The organism is Methylobacterium sp. 142-1Y (assembly GCF_057747795.1).
In genome coordinates this window covers 599,045-625,286 of record NZ_CM173224.1, presented here as the reverse complement: position 1 = coordinate 625,286, position 26,242 = coordinate 599,045, and the positions used below count along the sequence as shown (strand labels likewise).

General features: G+C 66.5%; 28 protein-coding genes, 1 tRNA gene and 1 pseudogene. 24 read left to right on the top strand and 6 right to left on the bottom strand.

The window, feature by feature from the left end:
- Positions 1-2 precede the first annotated feature (2 nt).
- A complete protein-coding gene (locus tag AC3AOF_RS02865; RefSeq protein ID WP_236991019.1) occupies positions 3-233 on the bottom strand; it encodes a hypothetical protein in 231 nt (76 codons plus the stop codon).
- An 86-nt stretch (positions 234-319) separates the two neighbouring features.
- A complete protein-coding gene (gene phnF, locus AC3AOF_RS02860; RefSeq protein ID WP_488347662.1) occupies positions 320-1,069 on the bottom strand; it encodes a phosphonate metabolism transcriptional regulator PhnF in 750 nt (249 codons plus the stop codon).
- A 161-nt stretch (positions 1,070-1,230) separates the two neighbouring features.
- On the opposite strand from phnF, the gene phnG reads away from it, so the two are divergent.
- From phnG to AC3AOF_RS02810, 10 genes are all read left to right on the top strand, one after another.
- Positions 1,231-1,644, top strand: coding sequence for a phosphonate C-P lyase system protein PhnG (phnG, locus tag AC3AOF_RS02855; RefSeq protein WP_488348952.1), 414 nt, complete (start codon positions 1,231-1,233; stop codon positions 1,642-1,644).
- Positions 1,644-2,243, top strand: a complete 600-nt coding sequence (gene phnH, locus AC3AOF_RS02850; protein WP_488347661.1) for a phosphonate C-P lyase system protein PhnH — start codon at positions 1,644-1,646, stop codon at positions 2,241-2,243. Before phnG ends, phnH begins: the two co-directional genes overlap by 1 nt.
- Positions 2,244-2,245: 2 nt before the next feature.
- Positions 2,246-3,352 carry a carbon-phosphorus lyase complex subunit gene (locus tag AC3AOF_RS02845; RefSeq protein WP_488347660.1) on the top strand — a complete coding sequence of 369 codons (1,107 nt, stop codon included), beginning with the start codon at positions 2,246-2,248 and terminating at the stop codon, positions 3,350-3,352.
- Positions 3,349-4,224, top strand: a complete 876-nt coding sequence (locus tag AC3AOF_RS02840) for an alpha-D-ribose 1-methylphosphonate 5-phosphate C-P-lyase PhnJ (protein WP_488347659.1) — start codon at positions 3,349-3,351, stop codon at positions 4,222-4,224. Before AC3AOF_RS02845 ends, AC3AOF_RS02840 begins: the two co-directional genes overlap by 4 nt.
- Positions 4,217-4,687 carry a GNAT family N-acetyltransferase gene (locus AC3AOF_RS02835; protein ID WP_488347658.1) on the top strand — a complete coding sequence of 157 codons (471 nt, stop codon included), beginning with the start codon at positions 4,217-4,219 and terminating at the stop codon, positions 4,685-4,687. Before AC3AOF_RS02840 ends, AC3AOF_RS02835 begins: the two co-directional genes overlap by 8 nt.
- Positions 4,684-5,457, top strand: coding sequence for a phosphonate C-P lyase system protein PhnK (phnK, locus tag AC3AOF_RS02830; RefSeq protein ID WP_488347657.1), 774 nt, complete (start codon positions 4,684-4,686; stop codon positions 5,455-5,457). Before AC3AOF_RS02835 ends, phnK begins: the two co-directional genes overlap by 4 nt.
- Positions 5,454-6,158, top strand: coding sequence for a phosphonate C-P lyase system protein PhnL (gene phnL, locus AC3AOF_RS02825; protein ID WP_488347656.1), 705 nt, complete (start codon positions 5,454-5,456; stop codon positions 6,156-6,158). Before phnK ends, phnL begins: the two co-directional genes overlap by 4 nt.
- A 10-nt stretch (positions 6,159-6,168) precedes the next feature.
- The gene (locus AC3AOF_RS02820; RefSeq protein WP_488347655.1) at positions 6,169-7,305 is read left to right on the top strand and encodes an alpha-D-ribose 1-methylphosphonate 5-triphosphate diphosphatase; all 1,137 of its coding nucleotides are present in this window, start codon (positions 6,169-6,171) and stop codon (positions 7,303-7,305) included.
- Entirely contained in the window at positions 7,305-7,838 is a 534-nt protein-coding gene (gene phnN, locus AC3AOF_RS02815; RefSeq protein ID WP_236991010.1) for a phosphonate metabolism protein/1,5-bisphosphokinase (PRPP-forming) PhnN, read from the top strand. The genes AC3AOF_RS02820 and phnN overlap by 1 nt, the downstream gene beginning before the upstream one ends.
- Before the next feature lie 146 nt (positions 7,839-7,984).
- The gene (locus AC3AOF_RS02810) at positions 7,985-9,535 is read left to right on the top strand and encodes a CYTH and CHAD domain-containing protein (RefSeq protein ID WP_236991009.1); all 1,551 of its coding nucleotides are present in this window, start codon (positions 7,985-7,987) and stop codon (positions 9,533-9,535) included.
- A 30-nt stretch (positions 9,536-9,565) separates the two neighbouring features.
- Here the strand turns inward: AC3AOF_RS02810 and rlmB are convergent, their stop codons facing one another.
- Positions 9,566-10,399 carry a 23S rRNA (guanosine(2251)-2'-O)-methyltransferase RlmB gene (gene rlmB / locus AC3AOF_RS02805; RefSeq protein ID WP_488347654.1) on the bottom strand — a complete coding sequence of 278 codons (834 nt, stop codon included), beginning with the start codon at positions 10,397-10,399 and terminating at the stop codon, positions 9,566-9,568.
- A gap of 134 nt (positions 10,400-10,533) precedes the next feature.
- On the opposite strand from rlmB, the gene AC3AOF_RS02800 reads away from it, so the two are divergent.
- The 5 genes from AC3AOF_RS02800 to AC3AOF_RS02780 all read left to right on the top strand — a co-directional run bounded on the left by AC3AOF_RS02800 (position 10,534) and on the right by AC3AOF_RS02780 (position 14,295).
- Positions 10,534-10,609 (top strand) — tRNA-Glu (locus tag AC3AOF_RS02800).
- 739 nt (positions 10,610-11,348) lie between these two features.
- A complete protein-coding gene (locus AC3AOF_RS02795; protein WP_488347633.1) occupies positions 11,349-11,873 on the top strand; it encodes a hypothetical protein in 525 nt (174 codons plus the stop codon).
- Positions 11,874-12,117: 244 nt separating this feature from the next.
- Positions 12,118-12,216, top strand: a complete 99-nt coding sequence (locus AC3AOF_RS02790; RefSeq protein WP_488347653.1) for a DUF4113 domain-containing protein — start codon at positions 12,118-12,120, stop codon at positions 12,214-12,216.
- A 317-nt stretch (positions 12,217-12,533) separates the two neighbouring features.
- Complete coding sequence (locus tag AC3AOF_RS02785; RefSeq protein WP_488348951.1) at positions 12,534-13,517, top strand: PD-(D/E)XK nuclease family protein; 984 nt, start codon at positions 12,534-12,536, stop codon at positions 13,515-13,517.
- Positions 13,454-14,295, top strand: a protein-coding gene (locus tag AC3AOF_RS02780) for an IS5 family transposase (protein ID WP_442919232.1) whose coding sequence is annotated in 2 segments (ribosomal slippage) — positions 13,454-13,844 and positions 13,844-14,295 — 843 coding nt in all. Because the reading frame shifts where the segments join, the coding sequence is not laid out codon by codon here. Before AC3AOF_RS02785 ends, AC3AOF_RS02780 begins: the two co-directional genes overlap by 64 nt.
- 346 nt (positions 14,296-14,641) lie before the next feature.
- Here the strand turns inward: AC3AOF_RS02780 and AC3AOF_RS02775 are convergent.
- Positions 14,642-15,451 (bottom strand): transporter substrate-binding domain-containing protein, encoded by an 810-nt coding sequence (locus AC3AOF_RS02775; protein ID WP_488347652.1) that lies wholly within the window; start codon positions 15,449-15,451, stop codon positions 14,642-14,644.
- Positions 15,452-15,487: 36 nt separating this feature from the next.
- On the opposite strand from AC3AOF_RS02775, the gene AC3AOF_RS02770 reads away from it, so the two are divergent.
- Positions 15,488-16,009: a DUF1697 domain-containing protein gene (locus AC3AOF_RS02770; RefSeq protein ID WP_488347651.1), complete on the top strand. Its 522-nt coding sequence runs from the start codon at positions 15,488-15,490 to the stop codon at positions 16,007-16,009.
- A 287-nt stretch (positions 16,010-16,296) separates the two neighbouring features.
- Here AC3AOF_RS02770 and AC3AOF_RS02765 read toward each other — a convergent pair whose 3' ends face one another.
- Both AC3AOF_RS02765 and AC3AOF_RS02760 read right to left on the bottom strand, forming a co-directional pair.
- The gene (locus tag AC3AOF_RS02765; protein WP_488347650.1) at positions 16,297-16,947 is read right to left on the bottom strand and encodes a hypothetical protein; all 651 of its coding nucleotides are present in this window, start codon (positions 16,945-16,947) and stop codon (positions 16,297-16,299) included.
- A gap of 193 nt (positions 16,948-17,140) precedes the next feature.
- Positions 17,141-17,335, bottom strand: a complete 195-nt coding sequence (locus tag AC3AOF_RS02760) for a hypothetical protein (protein ID WP_488347649.1) — start codon at positions 17,333-17,335, stop codon at positions 17,141-17,143.
- A gap of 287 nt (positions 17,336-17,622) precedes the next feature.
- Between AC3AOF_RS02760 and AC3AOF_RS02755 the strand changes: the two genes are divergently transcribed.
- The 8 genes and pseudogenes from AC3AOF_RS02755 (at position 17,623) to AC3AOF_RS02720 (ending at position 25,616) form a co-directional block, all read left to right on the top strand.
- Positions 17,623-19,083, top strand: coding sequence for a hypothetical protein (locus AC3AOF_RS02755; RefSeq protein ID WP_488347648.1), 1,461 nt, complete (start codon positions 17,623-17,625; stop codon positions 19,081-19,083).
- Between the two features lie 64 nt (positions 19,084-19,147).
- On the top strand, positions 19,148-19,579 hold the full coding sequence (locus AC3AOF_RS02750) for a hypothetical protein (RefSeq protein ID WP_488347647.1): 432 nt from the start codon (positions 19,148-19,150) through the stop codon (positions 19,577-19,579).
- Between the two features lie 425 nt (positions 19,580-20,004).
- Positions 20,005-20,454 carry a nickel-responsive transcriptional regulator NikR gene (nikR, locus tag AC3AOF_RS02745; RefSeq protein ID WP_488347646.1) on the top strand — a complete coding sequence of 150 codons (450 nt, stop codon included), beginning with the start codon at positions 20,005-20,007 and terminating at the stop codon, positions 20,452-20,454.
- Positions 20,455-20,524: 70 nt separating this feature from the next.
- On the top strand, positions 20,525-22,687 hold the full coding sequence (locus tag AC3AOF_RS02740; RefSeq protein ID WP_488347645.1) for a TonB-dependent receptor: 2,163 nt from the start codon (positions 20,525-20,527) through the stop codon (positions 22,685-22,687).
- 46 nt (positions 22,688-22,733) lie between these two features.
- Complete coding sequence (locus AC3AOF_RS02735) at positions 22,734-23,780, top strand: HoxN/HupN/NixA family nickel/cobalt transporter (protein WP_488347644.1); 1,047 nt, start codon at positions 22,734-22,736, stop codon at positions 23,778-23,780.
- 168 nt (positions 23,781-23,948) lie between these two features.
- The gene (locus AC3AOF_RS02730; protein ID WP_488347643.1) at positions 23,949-24,746 is read left to right on the top strand and encodes a phosphodiesterase; all 798 of its coding nucleotides are present in this window, start codon (positions 23,949-23,951) and stop codon (positions 24,744-24,746) included.
- A gap of 197 nt (positions 24,747-24,943) precedes the next feature.
- Positions 24,944-25,064: pseudogene (locus tag AC3AOF_RS02725) on the top strand (MFS transporter); the annotation flags it as partial.
- Positions 25,065-25,448: 384 nt separating this feature from the next.
- On the top strand, positions 25,449-25,616 hold the full coding sequence (locus AC3AOF_RS02720; RefSeq protein WP_488347642.1) for a hypothetical protein: 168 nt from the start codon (positions 25,449-25,451) through the stop codon (positions 25,614-25,616).
- Positions 25,617-26,242: the final 626 nt, after the last annotated feature.

The window sequence follows — 26,242 nt, the reverse complement described above, 5'->3', positions numbered from 1 at the left end:
CTTCAACGCAGCATGTTGCGCAGGCGGCAATAGCCGCCCATGTCCTGGTAGCCCGCCGGGCAACGCCGCACACAGGCGCCGGCCGCGAATTTCAGCGGCGGCCGGCAGACCTGGCCCCGCCCGAGCTGTCGACGCTGGTACTGGTAATCCTGCGCCGGTCCGGCCAGGGCGGGCGTGAGCGGCAGGACACAGGCGGCGAGGAACAGGGCGGCACTGGTCAGGCGGGCGAGCATCGTGGGAAACTCCGGCGCGAGGCGCGGGGGTAACTGCCTTAGGGGCAGGAAGTTCGCGCCTCGTCCTCGACACGGCTCGATCGCCCCTACCCCTCCACCACCAGTTCCACCCGGTCCGCCGCGAACAGGCTGCGCGTCGCCTGGATCGGCAGGCCCGCCGCATCGACGTTGACGCTGGTGAGCACGATCAAGACCCGGCCGGGCGCGAGGTCGAGGCGGGCGGCCTCGTCGGCGGCGGCCGGTCGGGCGTGGATGCGGGTCGACAGGCGGGTGTAGTCGGCGATGCCGAACTCCGCATAGGCGCGGGTGAGCGAGCCTGAAGCCGCATAGGCCTGCGCGAAGCCCTCGAAGCGCGGCAGCGGCAGGCAGGTGCGGGCCGTCGAGAGCGGGGTGCCGTCCGCGCGGTGGATCGTCAGCAATTCGAGCATCGGCTCCCCGGGCGCGATCCTCAACGCCTCGGCGGTGCCGGGATCGGCCGCGACGGTCTCGCCGGCGATCAGGTCGCCCCAGGCCTCGCGGCCGGCTCGTGTGACGATCTCCGAGAAGCGCGTGCGCCGGCCGATCGGGTAGGCGAGGCGCGGCGTCTCCACGAAGGTGCCGCGCCCCTGCGTCGCCCGCACCAGGCCGCGCTCGGCCAGCGCCGCCAGCGCCCGGCGCACGGTGTGGCGGTTGACCCCGTACCGCGCCGCCAGCGCCGCTTCCGTCGGCAACTGCGCGCCCGCCGCGAGGCGCCCAGCCTCGATATCGGCCGCCACGCCGTCCGCGATCTGGCGCCAGGCCGCCAAGCCCTCGCCGCGCGCCAGAACCGTCACCGTGTCGTCGCCGCCCGCGCCCATACCGTCATCCAAACTTCATTTGCCCTCGGTTCGTCGGTTGTCTATACCATTATACAACCGAGATGCCAGCGGACCTCGCGATGCCCGATCCTAACCCGGCTTCCCGCCGGCCCGAAACGCCCGAGCCTGAGAAGCCCGCTCTGGCGGCCCGCCGCGCCGTGATGGCGCTCTGCGGCGAGGCCCGTCCCGAGGAGTTGCGCCACGCCCTGGCGCGGCTCGGCGCCACCGATGAGCCCGAAGATCTGCGCCCGCCCGAGACCGGCCTGGTGATGACCCGCGGCCGCATCGGCGGCGACGGGCGGCCGTTCAACCTCGGCGAGGCGACGGTGACCCGGGCGGCGGTGCGCTTGTCCAATGGCGAGACCGGCTTCGCCTACCATCTCGGCCGCGACCGGGCGAAGGCGCGGCTCGCCGCGACCCTCGACGCCCTGTGGCAGGTCCCCGCGCGACGCGCGGCGGTCGAGGCGGCTTTGCAACCGGTTGCCGCTCGCCGGGACGAGGAGCGCGCGGCGGAAGCGCGCCGGATCGCAGCGACGCGGGTGACCTTCTTCACCATGGCCCGGGGAGAAGACTGATGGCGAGAGGATTGATGCTCGCCCGCGGCTTTGCCGATCCCGTCCACGACGCCCAGGGCGTCTTCCGCGCTGTCATGGATGCGCTGGCGCGTCCCGGCACGATCCAGCCGCTCGCCACGGATCTCACGCCCCCCGCGCCGCTGACGCCGGACCTCGCCGCCATCGCCCTGGCACTTGGCGATGCCGATGCGCCGCTCTGGCTCGATGCCGGCTTGGCGCGGAACCCAGCAGTGGCGGAGTTCCTGCGCTTCCATACCGGTGCGCCCATCACCCCGGACCCGGCCGAGGCCGCTTTCGCGCTGATCGCGGATGCCGCCGCCTGCCCGGATTTCGCGAGCTTCGCGCAGGGCACGCCGGCCTATCCCGACCGCTCCGCCACCCTGGTTCTCGCGCTCACCGACCTGTCGAACGACGGCTGGCGCCTCGACGGGCCGGGTATCCGGGGGAGCGCCCGCCTGTCGGCCTCGCCGCTCCCGGCGGACATCCTTCCCCGACTCGCCCGCAACCATGCGGGCTTCCCGCAAGGGGTCGACCTGATCCTGGCGGCCCCCGGCCGCGTCGCCGCGCTGCCGCGCTCCACCCGCGTCCAGGAGGGCTAGCCATGTACGTGGCCGTAAAGGGCGGCGAGGCCGCCATCGCCAACGCGCACCGGCTGCTGGCCGAGACCCGCCGGGGCGACACCGCGGTGCCCGAACTGTCGGTGGCGCAGGTCCGCGAGCAGATGGCGCTCCTCGTCGACCGGGTGATGACCGAAGGCTCGTTGCACGATCCCGATCTCGCCGCGCTCGCCCTCAAGCAGGCCCGCGGCGACCTGATCGAGGCGGTGTTTCTCGTGCGGGCCTACCGCACCACCCTGCCCCGTTTCGGCGCCTCCGAGCCGGTCGAGACCGGCGCCATGACGCTTCGCCGGCGTATCTCCGCCACCTACAAGGACCTTCCGGGCGGCCAGGTGCTCGGGCCCACCTTCGACTACACCCACCGGCTGATCGACTTCGCGCTCGCCGCCGAGGGCGAGGCACCGATGGCGGCACAGGCCGAGCCGCTGCCGGATGCCGCCCATGCCCCGCGGGTCACCGACCTCCTGGGGAATGACGGCCTGATCGAGCCCTCCGCTCCCGACGACGGCGTGCCCCCGGGCGACCTCACCCGCGAACCCCTCGACTTCCCGGCCGACCGCGCCCTCCGCCTCCAGGCCCTGGCGCGGGGCGACGAGGGTTTCGTCTTGGCGCTCGGCTACTCGACGCAGCGCGGCTACGGCCGCACCCACCCCTTCGTCGGCGAGATCCGGGTCGGGACGGTGGCGGTCGAGTTCGTGCCGGAGGAGCTGGGATTCGCGGTGCCGCTGGGCGAGATCGACCTCACCGAGTGCCAGATGGTCAACCAGTTCCACGGCAGCGCCGAGGTGCCGCCGCAATTCACCCGCGGCTACGGCCTCGCCTTCGGGCAGAGCGAGCGCAAGGCGATGGCGATGGCCCTCGTCGACCGCGCACTCCGCGCCGAGGAGCTGGGCGAGCCGGTCGGCGCCCCGGCGCAGGACCAGGAATTCGTGCTGGCGCATTGCGACGCGCTCCAGGCGACCGGCTTCGTCGAGCACCTGAAGCTGCCCCACTACGTCGATTTCCAGGCCGAGCTGGAGTTGGTGCGGCAGCTTCGCGCCGAACATGCCGCGCGGCACGAAGCCCCCGCGATGAAGGAGGCCGCCGAATGAGCGCGGAGACCGGCTACAACTTCGCCTATCTCGACGAGGGCACCAAGCGGATGATTCGCCGAGCGATCCTCAAGGCGATCGCGATCCCCGGCTACCAGGTGCCCTTCGCCTCCCGCGAGATGCCGATGCCCTACGGCTGGGGCACCGGCGGCGTGCAGGTCACCGCCGCGATCCTCGGGCGCAGCGACGTGCTCAAGGTCATCGACCAGGGCTCGGACGACACGACGAACGCGGTCTCGATCCGCGCCTTCTTCGCCCGCACGGCGGACGTCGCGGTCACCACCCGCACCCGGGACGCCACCGTGATCCAGACCCGCCACCGCATCCCGGAGGCGCCGCTCTCCAAGGGTCAGGTCCTGGTCTACCAGGTGCCGATCCCCGAGCCCCTGCGCTTCCTCGAGCCGCGGGAGACCGAGACGCGCCAGCTCCACGCGCTGGCCGAATACGGGCTGATGCACGTCAAGCTCTACGAGGACATAGCCCGCCACGGCCACATCGCCACCACCTACGCGTATCCGGTCGAGGTGGCGGGCCGCTACGTCATGGACCCCTCGCCGACGCCGAAATTCGACAACCCGAAGATGGACGATTGCCCGGCGCTCCAGCTCTTCGGCGCCGGCCGCGAGAAGCGGATCTACGCCGTGCCGCCCCACACCCGGGTGCGGAGCCTCGACTTCGAGGACCATCCCTTCCGGGTCCAGACCTTCGACCGTCCCTGCGCGCTCTGCGGCGCCGAGGGGGTCTACCTGGATGAAGTGCTGCTCGACGATGCCGGCGGGCGGATGTTCGTCTGCTCGGATACCGACCATTGCGAGGAGCGCCGGGCGGACGGCCATGTCGGCACCGGCGGCGTGGAGGCGGCCCATGTCTGACCTGACCGTTCGCCGGGCGCAAAAGCCCGACCTGCCGGCCGTCCTCGGCCTCTACGCCGAACTGAACGCCGGCCGGGTCGCGGCCCTGGATCAGGCCGAGGCGCAGCTCGCCCGCCTCGCCTCCTACCCCGATTACGGGCTCTACGTCGCCGAGGTCGAAGGCCGGATCGTCGGCACCTTCTGCCTCGTCATCCTCGACAACATCGCCCATTGGGGCATGCCCTCCGCCCTCGTCGAGAGCGTTGTGGTCTCATCGAGCGAGCGTGGCACCGGCCTCGGCCGGCGGATGATGACGGCGGCCGGCCGCCTCGCGGGCGAGAAGGGCTGCTACAAGCTCGCCCTGTCGTCGAACGTCGATGCCAAGCCCGCCCACCGCTTCTACGAGAGCCTCGGCTTCGAGCGCTACGGCTACAGCTTCCGCCTGGATCCCCCTTTCATCCGCGACGAGGAGACGACGGCATGAGCGACGCCCTGCTCCAGGCCCGCGGCCTGACCAAGCGTTATGGCGCCCGCACGGCTTGCGCCGACGTGTCCTTCGATCTCGACCCCGGCGAGGTGCTGGCGATCGTCGGCGAATCCGGCTCCGGCAAGTCGACGCTGCTGTCGCTGATCGCCACCGAGCTCGCGCCCGATTCCGGCAGCGTCGCCTATCGGATGCGCGACGGGGTGATGCGCGATCTCGGCCACCTGACCGAGGCCGAGCGCCGTGCCCTGATGCGCACCGACTGGGGCTTCGTGCGCCAGGATGCGGCCAAGGGCCTGCGTATGGCGGTCTCGGCCGGCGGCAATGTCGGCGAGCGGCTGATGGGGGCCGGCGCCCGCCACTACGGCAATATCCGCGGCACGGCGCTCGACTGGCTCGCCAAGGTCGAGATCGCCGCCGACCGGATCGACGACCCGCCGACGCGGTTCTCCGGCGGCATGCGCCAGCGTCTCCAGATCGCCCGCAACCTCGTCACCGGCCCGCGCCTCGTGCTGATGGACGAGCCGACCTCGGGGCTCGACGTGTCGGTCCAGGCCCGCCTCCTCGACCTGATCCGCGGCCTCGTCGCGGAACTGGGCCTCGCCGTGATCATCGTCACCCACGACCTCGCGGTGGCCCGCCTCCTGTCCCACCGGGTGATGGTGATGCGGGCCGGCCGGGTGATCGAGACCGGCCTGACCGACCAGGTGCTCGACGATCCCCGCGAGCCCTATACCCAGCTCCTCGTCTCCTCGGTGCTCGCCGCATGAAACCGGCTCTCGAATTCCGCGATGTGGCCAAGACCTTCACCCTGCATCTGCGCGGCGGCGTGCAGTTGCCGGTGATGGGCGGCGCCGATCTCGCCGTGTATCCGGGCGAGTGCGTGGTGCTCGGCGGGCCCTCGGGGGCGGGAAAATCCTCGCTCCTCAAGATGGCCTACGGCAATTACCGCTGCGACCACGGACGAATCCTGGTCCGCGAGGCCGGGACGGTGATCGACGTCGCCACCGCCTCGCCCCGCGAGATCCTGTCCTTGCGCCGCCGCACGATCTCCTACGTGTCGCAGTTCCTCCGGGTGATCCCGCGGGTCGGCGCCCGCGAGGTGGTGGCCGCCGCCGGCCGCGAGGGCGGCATGACGGCGGAGGTGGCCCTCGCCCGTGCCGAGGACCTGCTGTCGCGCCTGAACCTGCCCGAGCGCCTGTGGGACCTGCCGCCCGCGACGTTTTCCGGCGGCGAGCAGCAGCGGGTCAACATCGCCCGCGGGCTGATCGCCGAGCGGCCGATCCTGCTCCTCGACGAGCCGACCGCCTCCCTCGACGCGCAGAACCGCGCCGTGGTGGTGGAGCTGATCCGCGCCCGCCAGGCGGCCGGCGCGGCGCTGCTGGGCATCTTCCACGACACCGACGTCCGCGAGGCGGTAGCGACCCGGGTGGTCGACGTCACCGCCTTCGCCCAGAAACGTGCTGCCTGAGGGCTCTCCCATGCAAGACCGGATCCTTGAGAACGCCACCCTGGTGCTGCCCGACCGGGTGCAGACCGGCTGGCTCGCCATGATCGACGGCCGCATCGCCGAGATCGGCGAGGGCCGGGCGCCGGAACGCGGGCTCGACCTCCAGGGCGACCACCTGATCCCGGGCCTCGTCGAGCTGCACACCGACCACCTGGAGAGCCATTACGCGCCCCGCCCCAAGGTACGCTGGCATCCGCTCGGCGCCGTGCTCGCCTACGACGCGCAGATCGCGGCCTCCGGCATCACCACGGTGTTCGATTCGCTCCGCGCCGGCAGCGATCCGGACGGCAGCGGCCTAGGGCCCGAGCTGATGCAGCTCGCCGGCGCGATCGAGACCGCCAAGAGCGCCGACCTCTTCCGCGCCGAGCACCTGACGCATCTGCGCTGCGAGATCCCCTCCGCCGACCTGATGGGCATGGTGCGGGACTTCACGGCGCTCTACCCCGTCGGGCTGATCTCGCTGATGGACCACACGCCGGGCCAGCGGCAGTTCCGCGACATCGAGAAGTACTACACCTACGCCACCCGCGGCGGCCGCTCGATCGTCGAGATCCAGGCCAACACCGCGCTCAAGATCCGCGACGGCCAGGCCTTCAACGCGGTCAACCGCCCGGCCCTGGTGGCCTTCGCCCGGGAGCACGGCATCGCGCTCGCCAGCCACGACGACACCACCCTCGCCGACGTCGCCATGGCGAGGGCTGAGGGCGTGCGCCTTGCCGAATTCCCCACGACCCTGGAAGCGGCCCAAGCCGCGCACGCGGCCGGCATCACCGTGATGATGGGGGCGCCGAACCTGATCCGCGGCGGCTCGCATTCCGGCAACGTCGCGGCGGAAGAGCTCGCCCGGGACGGCCTGCTCGACGTGCTCTCCTCCGATTACGTGCCGGCGAGCCTCCTGATGGCGGCCTTCAGCCTGCCCGAGCGCGTCGACTCCATCACCCTGCCGGAGGCGATCGCCACCGTGACCGCCAACCCGGCCCGGGCCACCGGCCTCGACGATCGCGGCCGCATCGCCCCCCGCTTGCGGGCCGATCTCGTCCGGGTGCGCCTCGCCGAGGGCGTGCCGGTGGTGCGCCAGGTCTGGCGCCAGGGACGGCGGGTCGCCTGATGGGCGACGGCGGCTTCGTCCTCGTCGTCGGCCCGAGCGGGGCCGGCAAGGACACCCTCCTGCGGCTCGCGCGCGAGGCCCTGGCGGGGGAGCCTCGCTACGTCTTTCCGCGTCGCCTCGTCACCCGCCCGCCCTCCTCCCACGAGGACAACCTGCCGATCGGCGAGGCGGAGTTCGCGGAAGGAGAGGCGGAGGGCCGCTTCGCCCTGTCCTGGCGCGCCCATAACCTCGGCTACGCCCTGCCGGCTTCGAGCGTGGCGCTCGCCCGCGACGGGCACGTGGTGGTCTGCAACGTCTCGCGCCGGGTGGTCGGCGAGGCGCGCCGGCGCCTGCCCGGCGTGACCGTGGTCGAGGTCACGGCGCCGCCGGAGGTGCTGGCCGCCCGCCTCGCCGCCCGCGGCAGGCAGGAGGACGGGGATCTGGGCGCCCGGCTCTCCCGCTCGGCCTCGGTCACCGCCGACCTCGTGGTGGTGAATGACGGCCCGCCGGAGGCCGGGGCGGCTCGGCTCCTCGCCCATCTGCGGGCGCGCTGACGCGCTCCCGTGGCGGCGCGCCACCTGCTTTACCCAGGGATAGCCGCGTTTGCTGCCGCGCTTTGCGAAACTTTTGGTCCTCGTCCATGATTTCCGTGTCGTGTTCCCCTATGTGGCGGACCGAACGGGAGACCAGGACCACCGTGATGAGCGAACCGCGCGAGACCGAGCTGAAGCTGGATGTCGAGGCCTCCGACCTCGCACGCCTGCGGGAGCACCCGCTGCTCGCCGGAGACTGGACCGAGACCGAGTTGACCTCGGTCTATTACGACACGCCGGACGGCTCCTTACGCGAGGCCGGCTACACCCTGCGGGTGCGCCAGGACGGCGACCGCTACATCCAGACCGTGAAGGCACGCGGCGACGGCGGGGTCGGCCTGTTCGACCGGCCGGAATGGGAGAGCGACATCGCCGGGCCGAGCCCTGAGCCCGCCTCCTTCGCCGGCACACCGGTCGCCAAGCTCCTCGACGGCGCGACGGGCTTGACCCCGCTCTACACCTCGACGGTGACCCGCAGCGTACGCCGCCTCGCCGATACGGGACCGGGCGGCAGCCGCATCGAGGTCGCCCTCGACCGCGGCCGGGTCTGGGCGCCGGACGACCGGGTCTCCCCGATCAGCGAGATCGAGTTCGAGCTGACCGGCGGCACGCCCTCGGCCCTGTTCGACCTCGCCCGGACGCTCGGCGCCGACGTGCCCCTGCGCCTCGGCGCGCTGAGCAAGTTCGAGCGCGGCGACGCCCTGATCAAGGGCCGCCTCGGCCGCGCCGTGAAGGCCGAGCCGGTGCCGCTCCACCCGGAGATGACGACCGCCCAGGCGTTCCAGGCCGTGGCCTTCGCCTGCCTGCGCCAGACCCGGCTCAACGAGACCGTGCTGCTCGCGCGCCGCGACGTCGAGGCCCTGCACCAGCTGCGGGTGTCCTTGCGCCGCCTGCGCTCGGCCTTCTCGCTGTTCGGCAGCGTGATCGAGGACCGGCGGATGCCGGGGCTCAAGGCCGAGCTGAAACGCCTGAGCGAGTCCTTCGGGCATGCCCGCAACCTCGACGTCTATCTCGGCCGGACCCTGCCGCTGGAGCGCGAGCGGCGGCCGGACGAGAACGGCCTCCTGATCCTGGAGCGCCACCTCGAGGCCGAGCGCGCGGCGGCGCACGACGCGGTGCGGGCGGTGCTGGAGAGCCGTGAGTGGCGCGACCTCCTCCTCGACCTCGTCGCCTGGATCGAGGCCGGGCCCTGGCTCGGCCCGGACAACCCGAACGCGGCGCTGCGCGACGGCCCGGCCCGCGCCTTCGCCACCGGAGAGCTGGAGCGCCGCCGCCGCCAGGTGAAGAAGCGCGGGCGCCACCTCGCCGCCCTCGATCCGGAGGCACGCCACCGGGTGCGGATCGCCGCCAAGAAGCTGCGCTACGGCGCCGAGTTCTTCGCCGCCCTCTACACCGGCAAGGATTCCGGGAAAAAGGCGGTGAAGCGCCACAAGGTCTTCGTCGAGGCCCTGGCCGACCTGCAGGACCATCTCGGCGACCTCAACGACATCGCCACCGCCCATACGCTCGCGGCCGAGTTCGCCAAGGGCGCGCCGGAGGGCGCGGTGTTCGCGGCGGGCCTCGCCACCGCCGACACCGAGGCGCGGGCCGAGCGCCTGCTCGCCGAGGCCGACAAGGCGCACCGCGCCCTGATCGACGTGCGCCCGTTCTGGCGCTGACCGCCTCCGGCACTGACAGCCCGCGCCGTCTCAGGCGCGGGGCATCAGCGCGTAGAGGGTGATCGCGGCGGCGTTCGAGACGTTGAGGCTCTGGATCGCCCCGCGGAACGGAATGCGGGCCATCACGTCGCAGCATTCGCGGGTGCGCTGGCGCAGACCCTTGCCCTCGGCCCCGAGCACCACAACCAACGGTGTCCGCGGCCCGACGGCATCGAGGGTCTCGGGGGCCTCCGAATCGAGCCCGACCCGGGTGAAGCCGCGCTCGCCGAGCTCGATCAGGGCCTCGGCGAGGTTGCGCACCACCACGAAGGGCACGTGTTCCAGCCCGCCCGAGGCGGATTTGGCGAGCACCCCGGTGACCGTCGGCGAATGCCGGGCGGTGGTGACGATGGCGGTGACGCCGAACGCGGCTGCCGTGCGGACGATGGCCCCGACATTGTGCGGATCGGTGATCTGGTCGAGGGCGAGCAGCACCGCGTCGTCGGGCAGCGCGTCGAAGGCGGGCCCCTCCAGCGGCTCGGCCTCGAGGTAGAGCCCCTGATGCACCGGCTCCGGCCCGAGCAGCCCGGTGATGGTGCCGGGCTTGACGATCTCGGGCGTGATGCGCAGCTCGCCGACCTCCTCGGTGAGGCGCAACGCCGCATTCTCGGTGGCAAGCAGCTTGATGAACTGCCGCTTCGGGTTGCGCAGGGCTTCCGAGACCGGATGCCAGCCATACAGCACCGCCGGCCCGTCGAGATCGTCGCCGCCGGGCCGCCATCCTGGCGCACCTCTGCCAGGCCCACCCTTGCCGGGGCCGCCTCTGCCGGGCCCACCTTTGCCCTGCCCGCCCTTCCAACCGCCCCCGCGCGGCGCCTGCCTCATCGTCATCCGTCGTCCCGCCCGCGTTCAAGGCCCAACCCGGCGCCGACAAGACCGAGCCCTCGCCCCCCGTCAAGCCCATCAATCCGGTTGCCCTCCCGACGGAACCCCACTATAGCTCCCCTCGCCCCGCTTGAGCGCCCTTCGTCTAGCGGTCTAGGACGTCGCCCTTTCACGGCGAAAACACGGGTTCGAGTCCCGTAGGGCGCGCCAGCGGTTGTTTTCATTGGCTTTTTTGCTGTTTTTCGGACTCCCCCTAGGGGGGCGTTAGGACTGGTTTTTAGGACCGGTCAGGCGAGTCACGAACAAGCCCTCATCTCGATCGTCAGGCCACTGCGGCCCGCGGGCCCGGTAAGCGGGCCTCCAGCGACAGAAGCATCAGCGTTGCGGCATCCCGCCACGCGCTGATCACCGTCCCCGCGACGATCGCACCTACCGTCCCCACCAACGTCCTGCCGAGCGCACTGCGCGCTACCTTCGACGTTCTCCGCGACGGCCCCGGCACGCTCTTATGACGGCGGAGCCAGGGGTCGGGGGCACGCACGTCCCAGGTGACGAAGGTGCCGACGATCTCGCGGGGGCTACCGACGATCGTCGCCCCGAGCGGCCGGTGCCCATCTCCGGCTTCATGACAGCGCGACGCTCGACGTCGACGATCAGCCAGCTACGCGCGGGCGGCTGGATCGGCCGCCGCATCGCACATCGTGGGGCAGGACGATCCGAGGAGCCTCGCTACGATCGTGGCCGAATCGATCGAAGCGAGGCGCGTGAGATCGCCGCCGCAACGAACTATGCGGATTCCCCGCCTTGATACGACTGGGATTGGTTCGATCAGGGATACAACGTAGCCATCATCCCAATAGGTAGTACCGGGGTTGATGACCTCTTGGAAGGACCGAAAGATCCTGTTACAAACCCGTCCGTGTTGATCGGTAGTACCAGGGAGTAGGACGTGGTGGAGATGAAGCGGAAGGGTCGGGCCAAGGCTGTCCCGAAGGACGACCGGCAGCGGCACGTCTCGATTCTTCTGAAGGGCAAAGACCACCTCTATGCCGCGTTGAAGGACGTGCGGTGCGAGAAGCGGGTCGACCGAGAGGGGCTCTCCCGGGCCGAGCGCATCGACATGATCTGCGAACGCTACCGGTACATGGTCGAGGACGAGATGCCGACCCTCACCGTCTCAGAATGGCTCGGGGTCATGGACGCGTGCAATCCGCGTATGGACTTCAGAAGGGTTTCCCGCCTGGAGGAAGGGGTGGTCGATATGATGAAGGCGGCCCATGATGAAGGTGTTGCCGTCCGCCATGGCTATGACCCCGACGAGTTACTTGCAAAAATCTCCAACAGAACTCCCTACATCGTTCCGATTGCGGAGGTTGCCGACCGCTTCTGGGGTTCTGATTTCGAGGACGAACGCTCGCACGAAGACCGCCTGCGCGACGCCGGAGCGCGGATCGACAAACGAGCGGTCAAGTAGGACCCAGTGTACTACCGCCTGTGAATCGGCCTTCGTCGGCTTCAACGAAGGTGGAGCCTCATGGGTCGGCGCCACGCGATGATCGAGACGGCCGTCGAGACGTAGCGCTCGATGCAGAGGAGTTAAGTCTTTATGGCTTCAGCCTTGCCGCCGCGCTCAAGAGCGCGGGCCTCGACGAGGTCGGGATCAAGGCGAGGCTCTACGAGGAAGCCCAGTACGGCCACTCGCCCCTGCCCGGGCTGGCTTGTTGGAGAAGCGGAATTGGTCGACGAAGTTCGAGATGCGCTCGCCGCGGTTCACGACGCGCCTGTCGGAGGTGCCGGTGGTCGCAGCCGAAACGTGAGGTCCAAACTTGGTCGACCGCCGCTGAAGGTGGTGAACAAAAATTGGCTGGACGCCCGGAAAGCGGGCCTTGGGCTGTGCACTCAACTCGCCTGCGGCCGAAACCGCGCTGAAAACCGCGGCGCGCGGACAGCGCCACGACACTCGTTGCCATAGCGGCAAGACAAGCAACTGTGCTCAAGGTCGGCCGTGTGGCAAACGTTGGTAATGACACTGCCTGCAATCCAAGCTCTAACCCACGCAATCGCCTCTTGGCGTGCGCAGCCCGACCAAGCGCACGATGCCTTCAGCCCGGCAGCGCTACTGTTAACCGACGAGATGGACCTCTCGCGGGTGATCGGCTGGATGCTGGACCCCGCGGGCACGCACGGTCATGGTGACTGCTACCTGAAGCGCTTCCTCGACCTCTGTGGGATCGCCGTACCGGATGAGTGCAAATCGGCTAAGGTCCGTCTTGAAGTGCCTCGGTATGCGGCGGGGCGGCTGATGGGGCGCATCGACATCGAAGTCTCTCATCCTCGGTTTCTCATACTGGTCGAAAACAAGCCGCTGGCTCGCTTTGGCGACAAACAACTGGAGCGCTACGCTCGTACCCTACCGAGCGGCCTCGGTGAGCAGGCGCGAGTTGTCACTCTTCTAGGTGCCGGGTGGGAAGGGGCAGTTGTTGCGGCTATCGAGCGAGCCGGGACGCGAGCACTAAAGCTCGGGACCGACGTGCGCGACTGGGTGGCTGCGTGCCAATCGGCAACAACGGCTGTGAGGGTCGCCACTTTTCTTAACGACCTCGAAATGAATCTGGACAAGCGCTACGCTGGGAAGGACGCACGCAAAGTGCAGCAGATCATCAATATTCTTGCCGCCACTCCGGAGACTGTAGCAGCATCCATCGCCACCATAGACGCCCGCGATGCTCTGACTGCAACAATCAACGACCGTTTCGCGGGTCTCGTGCAAGAGCGTGCAGTCGCGGCCGGATTGGGGTATCTGCGCCCTGTTCCAGACGAGTATGCACTTTTCTCTAGTAATCGCGACGGAATATTGCGTATCGATATTGGAAACTTGAATTTCGATTTTGCTCTGTCGGCGCAAGCGACGTACTTCCGCGAAGTTTCACTAGGCGTATGTCTCCGCAAATTTAATCGCGGGATGGAGCGGGCCTACGTCGGAGAGTCTGTCCGGGAAGAATTTGTTTTTTCGGAGCGCGTTGCGGTTCGCGCCGACAGGCGTATGCTTGAGCGATGTGGACGCCTGAGAACCGCCAGCGGTACGACCGCAGCAAGCTTCGCTATCCCACTGATTTGACGGATGAGGAATGGGCGCTTGTTGCTCCCCTTCTCCCACCGGCTCGACGCGGGGGAAACAAACGAACGGTTGATCTGCGCGAGGTGGTCAACGGCTTGATGTATGTCCTTGGAACGGGGTGCCAATGGCGCGCTATCCCAAAAGATCTACCGCCTCGCTCGACGGTGCATGGCTACTTCGATTTATGGGATTACGACGGAACTCTCCTGCGCATCCATCACACCCTCTACGTTCTCTGCCGCGAACAGGCAGGACGTGAGGCCAGCCCAACGGCAGCGATCATTGACAGCCAGAGCGTCAAGAGCGCGGAAAAAGGGGGCGCACGATCGACCCGTCCGGCTATGATGCGGGCAAGAAGATCAAAGGCAAGAAGCGCCATCTCCTCGTCGATACGCAAGGTCTGCTGATGCATGCTCTGGTGCATCCGGCCGACGTGCAGGATCGTGATGGCGGCGTATGGGTCATGGCGACGCTGTTTAGTCTCTACCCGTTCCTGCTGAAGCTGTATGCAGATGGCGGCTACCAGGGGCCGGTGTTCCGGGAGGCGTTGGAACGGGTCTGCCGGTCTGTGACGGTGGAAATCGTCAAGCGGTCGGATCAGGCGGTCGGGTTCGAGGTCCTGCCCAAGCGCTGGATCGTGGAGCGGACGATTGGTTGGCTCAATCGCTGCCGGCGGCTGGCGAAGGATTGGGAGTGCCGCACCCGCAAGGCGCTGGCTTTCCTGCGCCTTGCTTCCATCCGCATCATGCTCAGAAAACTCTGCCAACAATCAGCATGATCCCGGACAGACACGGAGAAATCGCACGGCTTCGCGGGGCGCTCGGAACGGGGCAAAGCGATCTCGACGGGTGGTGGCTGTGGTGGGACCACGTGCAGTCGCTCGATGCGAGCGGCAGTCGCGGCGTCAACCCACCCGATCTCTGGGCGTGGGCGTCTGATGCCAGTGACGAGGGCTTGGCCGCAGCCTTCGTGAAGCGAGCAGCCGAGGCGAAGAGGGCTCTGTCCGCTGCTGTTGGTGACCCTGAAATCTAGGATGACGTGTTCTGCTTGGGTGTGCCGCCGCCAAGCCGACTTGTTGAATGCCCAATCAGGCTTGAAGGCGGCTGGTAGTTTATCACCGATCGTCAGGGCGCAACGGCTTCCGCATCAAGCCCATGGGCAGCAAAGATGCGACGCACGAGCCCCGACTCCTTCGCCGTCTTCATCCAGGTCGCGACATACGACAGCGCCGCCGGGCGGTCTTTTGGCACTGCCACGGCCACCTGCGTCTGCTGGAATGCTCCGCGCACGATCCGCGAGCCCGGCACCTGCACCTGGATCGGCCGCAGCGTGTCGCGGGACAGGGCGAAGGCGTCCGCCTGCCCGGCGCGCATCCGCTCAATAGCCTCTGCGACGGACGGGACCGCCACGGGCTGCGTGGCCTTCAGCGTGCGCGCCGACGCCCGGAAGGTCGTCGTGTTGGAGATGGCGATGACCCGTAGCCCCGGGCGGTCAACCTCGGCCACGTCGGTGATGCCGGAGGCGCCGCTGACGAGGTAGGTGCTCTCCAGGGCGTAGTAGCCTGGGCCGAACGCCACCATCTGCTGGCGCGCGGCGTCCACCGGCATGAAGGTGACGTCGATCGTGCCCGCCTGCGTCGCCTCGGTGGCGGCCCCGGTATTCGGGAAGATGGTGACGGCGATCGGGGCACCAATGGCCTGGGCAAGGTCGTTGCTGAGATCGACGGTAACGCCCTGCGCAGCGCCGTCTGGGCCGCGCTTCACGAACAACACGCCGTCTGTAGGGGCTTCGACGAGGCCGACGCGCAAGGTTCCGGTCGGCGCGAGTTCTGCACCCGGGGCGGCGTCCTGAGCGGAGCTATCTGAGGGAACCATGACGAGCGACGAGACGAGGGCGATCAAGGCGATGTTGATCGTGGAGCGGGATCGTAGCATGGACCACTCGCCTCGCGTCGGGATTGGAGAACTGCCTTGACCGTCTTCATCGCCCTCCTGCGCGCCGTCAACGTCGGCGGCACCGGGAAGCTGCCGATGAGCGACCTCAGGCGGCTGTGCGAGAGCGCGGGCTTCGCGGCGGTCAGAACATACATCGCCAGCGGCAATGTTGTCTTCGAGAGTGAGGCATCCGAGGCGGAGGTGAAGGCGGCTCTCGAGGAGAAGCTCCTCGCCTTCGCCGGAAAGCCGATCGGCGTTCTCGTTCGCAGCGCCGCCGAGATGGCCGCGGTGCTGGCAGCCAACCCATTCCCTGGCGCCGCTCCGAACCGCTCCGTCACGATCTTCCTGAGCGAGCCGCCTGCGGCTGACGCGTTGGAGATGGTCGTCGGGCAGCAGGGCGAGGAGCTTCGGCTCGGCACCCGGGAGATCTACGTCCACTATGTCGACGGCATGAGCCGCTCGAAGCTTCACGTCTCGGCGGCCGAGAACGGCACGGCCCGCAACATGAACACGGTGATGAAGCTCGCACACATGGCGGCGGGCTCTCTCGAACGGTAGAGGTGGCTTGCCGTCGATGCCCAACGGCAGGCACCTTCGCCGCCTCCGCCTGCGAGTCGCATCCCTCCCTAAGCATGCGCTCACCCTCACCCTGTCGACGCTCGAACCCGGCCACGTGCTTGTTTTCGTTGGTCACGAGTTGGATCTAGGTCTCCGCGGCTTGTGGCTTCTCAGTCCTTTTCAGCGCGTTACTCTCATCCGCAAGCTCCGTGGTGGCGCGACGGGCGGCAGCCAGTGTCGCAATCAGGCCGTGATGTAGCTCGCGGGGGCGCTGGTCTCCGCCTCGGTCATCGACGCCATCTCTTCTCGAACGCATCCGCATCCTCCGCGGTGGCGAAGCCGATGTAGTACGTGCCAGACAGGTGCCGCCACCCGGGGCAGACCGCGTTGAGCCACTCGACAACGGGGTCACACAATCGTGGCATGCCACTCGACCAGATCGACCAGTCATGATTGGCCAGGAGGCGGCGCGACTGTGGGAACTGCCACCGGAAGAAATCAAGGTCGCACGCCCGCATGAAGCGCTCCTTGACCGCCCAGGCATCGCGACGACCGTGGTACTCCTGATGCACCTCAACCATCGACAGCACCGCCTCGAACATCATGACGTGGGCGTCTTCCGCGAACCCGATGATGGCCCCTCTCACCGAAGCGTGGCGATCCGCCGAGGACAGCAGCCCCCACCCCGGGCAGTTTCGGTCAAGCCACTCCACCATAAACGGGGCAAGGCTGCCGTCGTCGCGCCCAATCGGCCACTCGTCGAGACTCGCGATGCGACGCTCCTTCGGGTACTGGCTCAGAAAGGCCGCGGCCTCAGCGACCCGGTAGATGGTCCATCTCTCAGGGGCAGGTTGCGAGCCCGCTTCAGCAGCGAGCACATCATCGTCCTGGAACGTCTTCTCATCATCAGAACAATCGAGCCTCTCGCTCGACGCCAAGCAGGCGCTCACGTAATCATCAAAAGAACACATAATAAAAATCAGTCCGTGTGGGCAATGACCATCATCTAGCAGGTCGCAACGGCGGATCGAAAATCAAAATTTCCGATTTCCGCATGTTTTTTATTGACCTACACGAACATCGCCCCCTCCTGTGCCGTAGGACACGTTCGATAAACTGTCCATTGCCGTTTTAGGGATCGCGGCGCCTGCGGCGCCAATGAGAAGATCTGATCTCGACGAAGCCGAAGGCGGTGATGCCGACGTAGGCGAGTCCGAGGTCGCGAAGTCCGAGATCCGATGAAGCCGCCGCGATGCGCCGCGGCGAGGTCGAGCGGCGCGAGACCTTGTCGGGGAGCGAGTGGCTGCCGATCGTGCCCGTGCGCAAGCGCGGGGGCGAGCGGCAAGACGGAGATCAGCGAGATCGCGTTGAAGGCGGGCGAGCCGTGACAGCAGGCCGAGCGCGGCCCGCTGTCCCAGCGGCCGAGGCACTCGGGCCTTCGCCTGCTGCCGCAGGCTCGTCCCGCGTACCTCGGCGTGATTGAAAATTTTGACATTCGAAATCGCGGTGGCGTTCAATCCAATGATCGCACCAAATAATGCGTCACATCTTGTGTTCTTAAAGAGGCATGTGACACATTTTTTAAGCCAATGTATTTGAGGAAAATTCTTGACATGCGACACAAGATTTTGCGCGGGGCTCCCGGATCTGGCAAATCCATCGCTTTGTGTGACACCATGCTCGATACCACCGGACGTCATTTGCTGGCCTCACCCCGCATTGACCTCATCAACGAGCAGATTGCCTACCTTCGAGCGAACCGACCTTCCGTTAAGTTCGTCGCCATCGATGCCATCCACTCCAAGCAAGACCAACGCGCGAAAGTCGAGCGCCGCCTGGAGGACCTCCTGTGCGCCCACGCCGATACCCCGCACGCGATCATCGCCATCACCCACGAGACGCTCCTCAAAGCCGATCCCAGGCTCCTCACGGGCTGGCACGTCGGCATCGACGAAATTCCGGACGGCGCCGTCAAAGGCGGGGTGTTCGAGGCGACAACAACGTGGTCGTCGTTCGACCTCTACTACAAGCTCGTTCCGGTGGTCTGCGGGCGGTGGTGGGAGGTGCAGCTTCGAGAGGGTGTCGAGCAGCCCTCGCTCGGTGCTCTCCGCCGCGACGGCCATGACTTGTTCCCCTTCCACACGGCCGCCCGCGATCCCAGGCGGCCTGTGCTGGTCGACATCGGCGCCTGGGAAGATGCGAACGTGCCAGGACGGCGCGTGCGGTGGTTCTCGTTCTGGACGCTGACGGATCTTTCGGTGTGTGCGTCGGTCACAATCGCTGCGGCCAGCTTTGAGAACAGCCTCGTCTGGCACGCCCACCGCTGCCTGCATGGCGACCAAATCACGTTCGAGGAGGTCCGAGTTCGGACTGCGCCTCGGGCGAGACCGCACGTGCGGCTCCACTACTACTGCACGCACAGGGGCTCGACCGAGTGGTGGAAAACCACCGAAGGCGAGCGCTGCCTTGTTGGAATTTCGGAGCACCTTGCGAGCATCGGCTTCGATGGGTACTGGTCCTGCAACGAGGCGGTCCGCCTCGCCTTTCAGCACCGCTTCAAGGAACTGTGGAGGGAGCCGAGGCAGTCAGGGACCAACAGCCTTCGAGCCTACACCTCCGCCGCCATCATCTACTCCAACAAAGCCCAGACCGACGACGACCCGGTACTCGATGTCCTCGGCCTTGATCGCCAAGCAGTCCTCAAAGCCCGCGAGTACGAAGATATTTGGCAGTTCATCATGCGCGGCGCCATTCGCAACCCCGACTACGGGGACGACTATGACGTCTACGTGTACAGTCAGGATCAGGCCGAGGCGTTGAGACTAAGGCTGATGGACAGCGGTATCACCGACGACGTTGTTGCCATCGCGGTTTCCGAAGCGGGCCTCCTCAATGTCGAGCGTCCCGGAGCTTCTGCCGAAGGTCGACATGTCCTCGATACGCGTTCGTTGGAGGAGCGCCGCAAGGCGAAGAAGGCGGCGAACCGTGAACTTAAGCGGCGCGCCCGCGCTGCCGAGCGGGAGAAGAAGCGGCAGACTGGCACCCTTCGGAGCCGGGGCCGTCCGCGGAAGTAGCCCGCACAGCCCGCAGCGTAGAACCCTGTCATGCCCGACTGATTATTGTCCTTTACAGCCCCGGTTGCCGCTCACGACGATCTCGCCGACATTTTTTGGTGAAAAATATTGCCCCCGAATTTCACCTTTTGCTATCTTCAAGACATGGAGGAAGCACCAACTCCATAAATCAACGACAGGAAAATTTCTCGATCAACAAATCGAGATCGGATTTCCATTTTTAGATTTTAATTTTGCTATGAAAGTTTTTCTGATGCCAAAACCCTTTGCCCTCGTCATCGTCATGAGAGAGTCCGAAATTGCCGATATTGGCGTGCTTACGTCCAAGCTTATCGACTACGGTCAGGGCATGTTTGCCGCCCATTCCATCGAGTGGGACTTCCGAACAGCCGAAAATACGTTCGTTTACCTTGTCTGTCGGCGACGTGACCTAATGATTATCCGTAGTTTGTTCGATAAAATCGACGACAATCACTTTCACTGCTACAACATGTAATATAAGACTACAATTAAGGTTACGGTTCGGATTGCATTCGAACCGTAACCTTTCATCGACTGCGCTTCGCGCAAGTGATGAAGCAACATCACCAACGCGCGAAGTGCATCGGCCGAGCCGATGCGTCCAGACGTGAGCGGTGGTCAACGCCGAATGTGTCCCTGAATGCAGCCCGGACCTCTCTGGAGGGTGCTGCGGCGGCGCTGTCGCTGCCAAAGTAGTCGATCCGGGTGTGGCACGAGTCCATGTCGACCTTGAACGAGATTCCGGCGTCTTCGAGGACCTGCAAGATTCGGCGATTCGCAACGCCCCCGCCTCGCGCGGTCAGGATACCACTGTCGCCAAAAGCCTCCGCGGTCTCGCACAGGCTGGTCGCGTCGGGTACAGAGGTCTACCACCTGCCGGGGTATGCACTCGGGGTTGGCATGCAGCGCATCACCATCACGATCGACGACGACCTTCTCGCCACCGTCGACCAGCTTTGCCAGGAGCGCGGCTACAACAGCCGCTCAGAAGCCGTGCGCGACATCGTCCGGGATGCCGTCCTATCCCCCCGGGCCGCCAAGACGGGATCCGGCATGTGCTCGGCGACCCTGAGCTACGTCTACAGTCACGGCACCCGGGATCTCGCGCGGCGCCTCACCGACGAAGGGCACCACCACGGCGTTTCCGTTGCGAGCATGCACGTCCATCTCGACCATGATGACTGCCTCGAAGTCGCCGTTCTGCGCGGACCGGCGGACGCCCTGAAGTCCTACGCCGACGCGATCACGACCCAGCGCGGCGTCCGCTACGGCTACCTGCACCTGATCCCTGACGAAGGCGATACGCAGGCCGAGCACGTGCACAAACACGGGATCATCCCGTCAGTGTGATCTTTTCGCATCTTCATCATACTGTGGGTGTGCGACAAGGAGAGGACTGCCGCGCACTCAGACGACGACCATGCCGCCTCGCTCCTCCAACCGACCGTTCCCCCTATGGGGCCGCCTGCCGCTGTCCGTGCTGGGCCCGCTGCTAATTGGAGCCCCGTGCGCCTGGGCGGCACCTTCGTCGACGACGGCACCGAACGAGAACATCGATCTTGCCGAGATCGAGGTAGCCGCTGCTCCCCGCAGACCCGGAAACCCGGGCGCCAGCGCGGGCTACGTCGGGGGCGTCAGCGGCATCGGCGGCGGCCTCCGCCCTGTCGATGCTGCGAGCGCCGGGATCATCTCGGGCGCGCAGATCAACAGCCGACCCGTCACCCGCCCCGGCGAGGTGCTGGAGGAGGTGCCGGGCCTTATCATCACGCAGCACTCGGGCGAGGGCAAAGCCAACCAGTACTTCCTGCGCGGCTTCAACCTCGACCACGGCACCGACATCGCCATCCACGTCGACGGCATGCCGGTGAACATGCGCACCCATGCTCACGGCCAGGGCTACGCCGACCTCAACTTTCTGATCCCCGAACTCGTCGGCGCGGTCGAGTTCCACAAGGGACCGTACTTCGTCCGCGACGGCGACTTCGCGTCCGCGGGCTCGGTGCGGATCGACTACCTCGACAAGCTCGACCGCAACATCGCGCTGACCACGCTGGGCAGTTTTGGCTTCAAGCGCGGGCTCTCGGCCGCCTCGGTGCCGCTCGGCGCGGGCAACCTTCTGGTGGCGGGCGAGGCTCAGACCTACGACGGTCCGTGGGTCGTGCCCGACGCTCTGCGCAAGCTCAACGGCGTCGCCCGCTACAGCCAGGGCACCGCGACGGACGGCTTCGCCGTCACCGGCATGGCCTACTGGGCGCGCTGGAACGCCACCAATCAGATCCCCGAGCGGGCGGTGGCGGAGGGGATCATCGGCCGCTACGGCACGCTCGACCCGACCGATGGCGGCGACACCGGGCGCTTCTCGCTGTCCGGGCGCTGGAGCCAGTCGGACGCGGGCGGCATCACCCGGGCCTCGGCCTACGTGATCCGCTACCAGATGAACCTCTGGAACAACTTCACCTACTTCCTCAACGACCCCGTCAACGGCGACCAGTTCCGCCAACGCGACGCCAGGGTGCTCGGCGGCGGCGAGATCGGCCGCGTCTTCCAGGGCGACCTGCTCGGTCTACCCATGGAGAACGAGATCGGCATTCAGACCCGTACCGACGACATCCGGGTCGGCCTGTTCAACACGACGGCGCGCCAGTACCGCTCGACGGTGCTCGACGACCGGGTGCTGGAGGCGAGCGCGGCCTTCTACTACGAGAACCGGGTGCGTTGGACCGACTGGCTGCGCACCAGCGTCGGCTTCCGGGCGGACGGCTACTACGCCGATGTCCGCTCCGATACGCCTGCGAATTCAGGCAGGGCCCGCGACAGCATCGTCAACCCGAAGCTCGGGGCGGTGTTCGGGCCCTGGCTCGATACCGAGATCTACCTGAACTACGGCGGCGGCTTCCACTCGAACGACGCCCGCGGCGTCACTGCGACGGTCGATCCGGCGAGCCCGCTGTTCAACATCAGCCGCTCGCCCTTCCTGGTGCCCTCGACGGGCTACGAGGTCGGCATCCGCAATCGCTCCATCGCCGGGCTGGAGACCAGTTTCGCCCTGTTCCGGCTCGACTTCGCCTCCGAGAACCTGTTTCAGGGCGACACCGGCACCACCGAGCCGAGCCGTCCGACGCGCCGCTTCGGCATCGAGTGGAGCAACCACTATGCGGTCACCCCCTGGCTGCGGCTGGAGGGCGACCTGACGATCACCAACGCGCGTTTCTCCGACCGCGACCCGGTCGGCCAGCGCGTGCCAGAGGCGCCGACCACCATCGCGTCGGCGGGTGTCACCTTCGGCGAGGGCCAGGGCTGGTTCGGCAGCTTCCGCTTCCGGTATTTTGGCCCCCGGCCGTTGATCGAGGATAACTCGGTCCGCTCGAAGCCGACCGCGCTGCTCAACGGCAGGATCGGCTACGCCTTCGACAACGGCGTGAGCCTCGCCCTCGACGTGCTCAACCTGACGAACGCCAAGGCCGACCAGATCACCTACTACTACGAGTCCCGCCTGCCCGGAGAGGCCGCAGCCGTCGCCGACCGGCACTTCCACCCCGTCGAACCGACCGCGGTGCGACTGACCCTCGCGGGGCGGTTCTGACGGGCATTCCTTGGCTGAGACGAGCCCTACCATCCGGAGCGGACCCTTGCTGCCCAACCCCTTCGACGATCGGCCTGCCCGTCTGAGGGTGAAGGTCGGGCTCGTCTACACCGTCCTGATCGCCGCCAACATCACGGCCTGGATCGCCGCCTTCGTAGTGTTCGCCAACCAGCCCGTCCTGCTCTCGACCGCCTTCCTGGCCTACTCCTTCGGCCTGCGCCACGCCTTCGACGCCGACCACATCGCGGCCATCGACAATGTCGTGCGCAAGCTCATGCAGGAGGGCAAGAAGCCCCACGCGGTAGGCTTCTTCTTCTCTCTCGGCCACTCGACGATCGTCATCCTGGCCTCGGGCCTGATCGCAGTCACAGCCGCAGCGATGAAGGACAGCCTCAACCAGTTCCACGGCATTGGCGGCTTGATCGGCACGGCGGTCTCGGCAACCTTCCTGCTCGTCGTCGGCATCGCCAACCTTTTCATCCTGCGCGGCGTCTGGACCGCATTCACCCGCGTGCGCCGGGGCGGCAAGGTCGTGGACGAGGACCTGGGTGCACTTCTTGCCGGGCGCGGGCTGCTGGCACGCGTGTTCCGCCGGATCTTCGGCGTGGTCTCGCGCTCGTGGCACATGTACCCGATCGGCTTCCTCTTCGGGCTGGGCTTCGACACCGCGACCGAGGTTGCCCTGCTCGGCATCTCCGCGACGCAGGCCACGCAGGGCCTGTCTTTCTGGGCAATCCTGATCTTCCCGGCGTTGTTCATGGCGGGGATGACGCTTATGGACACCACCGACAGCGTGCTGATGACCGGCGCCTACGGCTGGGCGCTCTCGAACCCGATCCGCAAGCTCTGGTACAACCTAACCATCACGGCAGCGTCCGCGGCGATCGCGCTGTTCATCGGCGGCGTGGAGGCTCTGGGCCTGATCGGCGACAAGCTCGAACTTGAGGGCGGCCTGTGGCGCGTGGTGGGCACGCTCAACGATAACCTCGGCGAGGCAGGCTTCGCCGTCGTCGGGATCTTCGTGACGGCGTGGATCGCCTCGATCATCATCTACCGTGCCAAGGGGTACGATCAGCTCGAACCCGCTCGGTGAGCGCTTGGTGGCGAGAATGCCGAGATCGGCGATGGGTCTAACCCTCGCGCAGCCGCAACCACGAGCTTAGTCCTGTCTCAGGGCCACTTTCGACCCGTTACAGTCCTCGCCGCCCTGCACGAATGAAAGGTCGTGAGCTAACTTGACCACACTTTGCCGGAGATCCAAATGCTGATCGCCCATCTATCAGATCCGCACCTGAGGGACCGCGGCAACCTATATCAGGGCTTGGTCGACTCGAATTCTATGTTCGAGGCTACCATCAGCCACTTGAATAACCTCGACCCACAGCCGGATATCATTCTCATCAGCGGCGACGTCGTGGACCATGGAACCGAGGCCGAATACGCGAACGCGTCAGTGATGTTGGGCAAGCTCCGTCAACCGCTCCTCATCATTCCCGGTAATCACGACGACCGGGAAACCTTCAGGGCTCGCTTGCCTCACCATACGACCCTGGCAGCCTCAGGTCCTCTTCACTTCGCTGTCGGCGATCTCGGGGCGGTACGCATCCTGGGTCTCGACGTGACAGTTCCAGGAGTCCACCATGGCGAGATGGATGATGCCGCCTGCGACTGGCTGGAGACACGCCTTGCGGAGGAGCCAGAACGCCCGACCATCGTCATGATGCATCAGCCACCCATCCGGAGCGGCATCTCCTATATCGACACCTATCGCTGTCTACATGGCGAAAGGCTAGAGCAGATTGTCCGTCGCTACCCAGCCGTCGAGCGCATCCTGTGCGGACACATTCACCGCTTCATGCAGAGGCGGTTCGGTGGAACATTGCTGATGACAGCGCCCAGCACCACAACAGCCATCGCGTTACGGCTGGGTGCCAACGCTGAGCCCGCCAGCTTCATCGAACCTCCGGCCATGCTGCTGCACCAGTGGCAACCGGGCTCCGGGCTCCTGACACACCTTGTGCCGATCGGCTCCTTTCCCGGTCCGCTGCCGTTTTTCTAACCGCAGCGGACCACTCACCGCTGTCCACCCGTTGCGGGCGGTCATCGGGTGGAGACAGAGGCGCGCCCTCATGGGCTCAGGGCCGTATTCTCGTCGTCGAGCCGCAGCGACGATACCAGGGCGCAATTCTCGTCGGTAAGCCACATCAAGTTGGTGTCGTCGTCGAGAACGAAGTCTCCCTCGGCCAGGGTGTCGGCATGGCCGTCGCGCTGATCCTGTATGGGGCGCGGGCAACGGCATTTGCTCGATCGCTCGCTGGACACTACCGCTCGCCCTCTTCGGCCCGACCGCTACGCCCCCATCATGGGGCGGCTCGCGTCTGGTGATGCCGACCACCCGCCCAGCGACGAGACACACCTCGACCACCTGATCCGCTACTGACAGGGCGCGCTCAGTCCCGCCTGCGACACGGGGTGCGACATCGAAAAGAACGGGTACTGGACAGGGCGCCCGGTAAGCGGAAAACACTCCTCCGCCAAAGGCTACGATCTCGTCGTTTGACTGAACCCATGGGCTCAACACGGTGAAGGTTGACTCTTGGAGCGAACCCATGAGATCTAGAACAAAAGCAGAACACTGGGGTTGTCCACATGTGGAGCGCCGGTTGAAGCGCACGCTCCCCCTCTTGCGTCGTTAACGAATTTCCGGACAAGATCCCAAAGGGATGACGAGCCACACCGAGTCAATGGAGTGGTTCGTCGAATGCCCAACCAACCTCTTAAACCGCCGCATGAAAAGACCGAACCTAAGATAACGGTCAAGCTCATGTACGGCTTGTTCGAGAGCAGCGCCCACGGTGCACTCGGCGTCGCGAGCGTGGTCATCATGGTCATGATGATCCTCGGCGGGCGGGTTCTCGGCGCTTGGTAACCCCGATTTCTCAACACAGCGCACGAAGACAGTTGCACAATGACAACAGTCAAATCTTTCGATCTTCGACTTAGGTCGAAGACTCCTAAGTGTTGCATTAATACATCATCATGCTTGGATAAATTCTATCGAACTTGCCAACCGAGCCGGTTTGTCCCCTAATACCCGAAGGGTTCTAGCACCACACCTAGTAATGGAGTGGTGCATCCCGTGGCTCATAATCCGAGATCTCCGAAGCACAAGCCCCGTCTCGTCGTCCGCGTCCTATACGGTCTTGTCGCAGGCGAGGCGGAAGGGATGTTCGCCGTCGCCGTTATGGCTACGCTTGCTCTCGCCGTCCTGTTCGGCGCGATGCGTGGGCTGTGGTGAGACAGTAGAAAGAGCGTCAGCTTGACGCACAGTCGAGGTTCACGCGCCCGATCGATCCCTTTGCGTGTCCTCACGCGTCCATTTCAGTCCCATGCGGTCGCTGCTGACACCAGCGAGCACTTCGCACGTCAACACGACGACCATACATCTAGTGCAGGGCGGGTCTTGCACTCCGTTCGGAAAACCGGATAGATCCCGAAGGGAATGAAGCACCACCCAATTTTCTGGGTGTGGTGCGTCTCCATGTCGTCTGAACC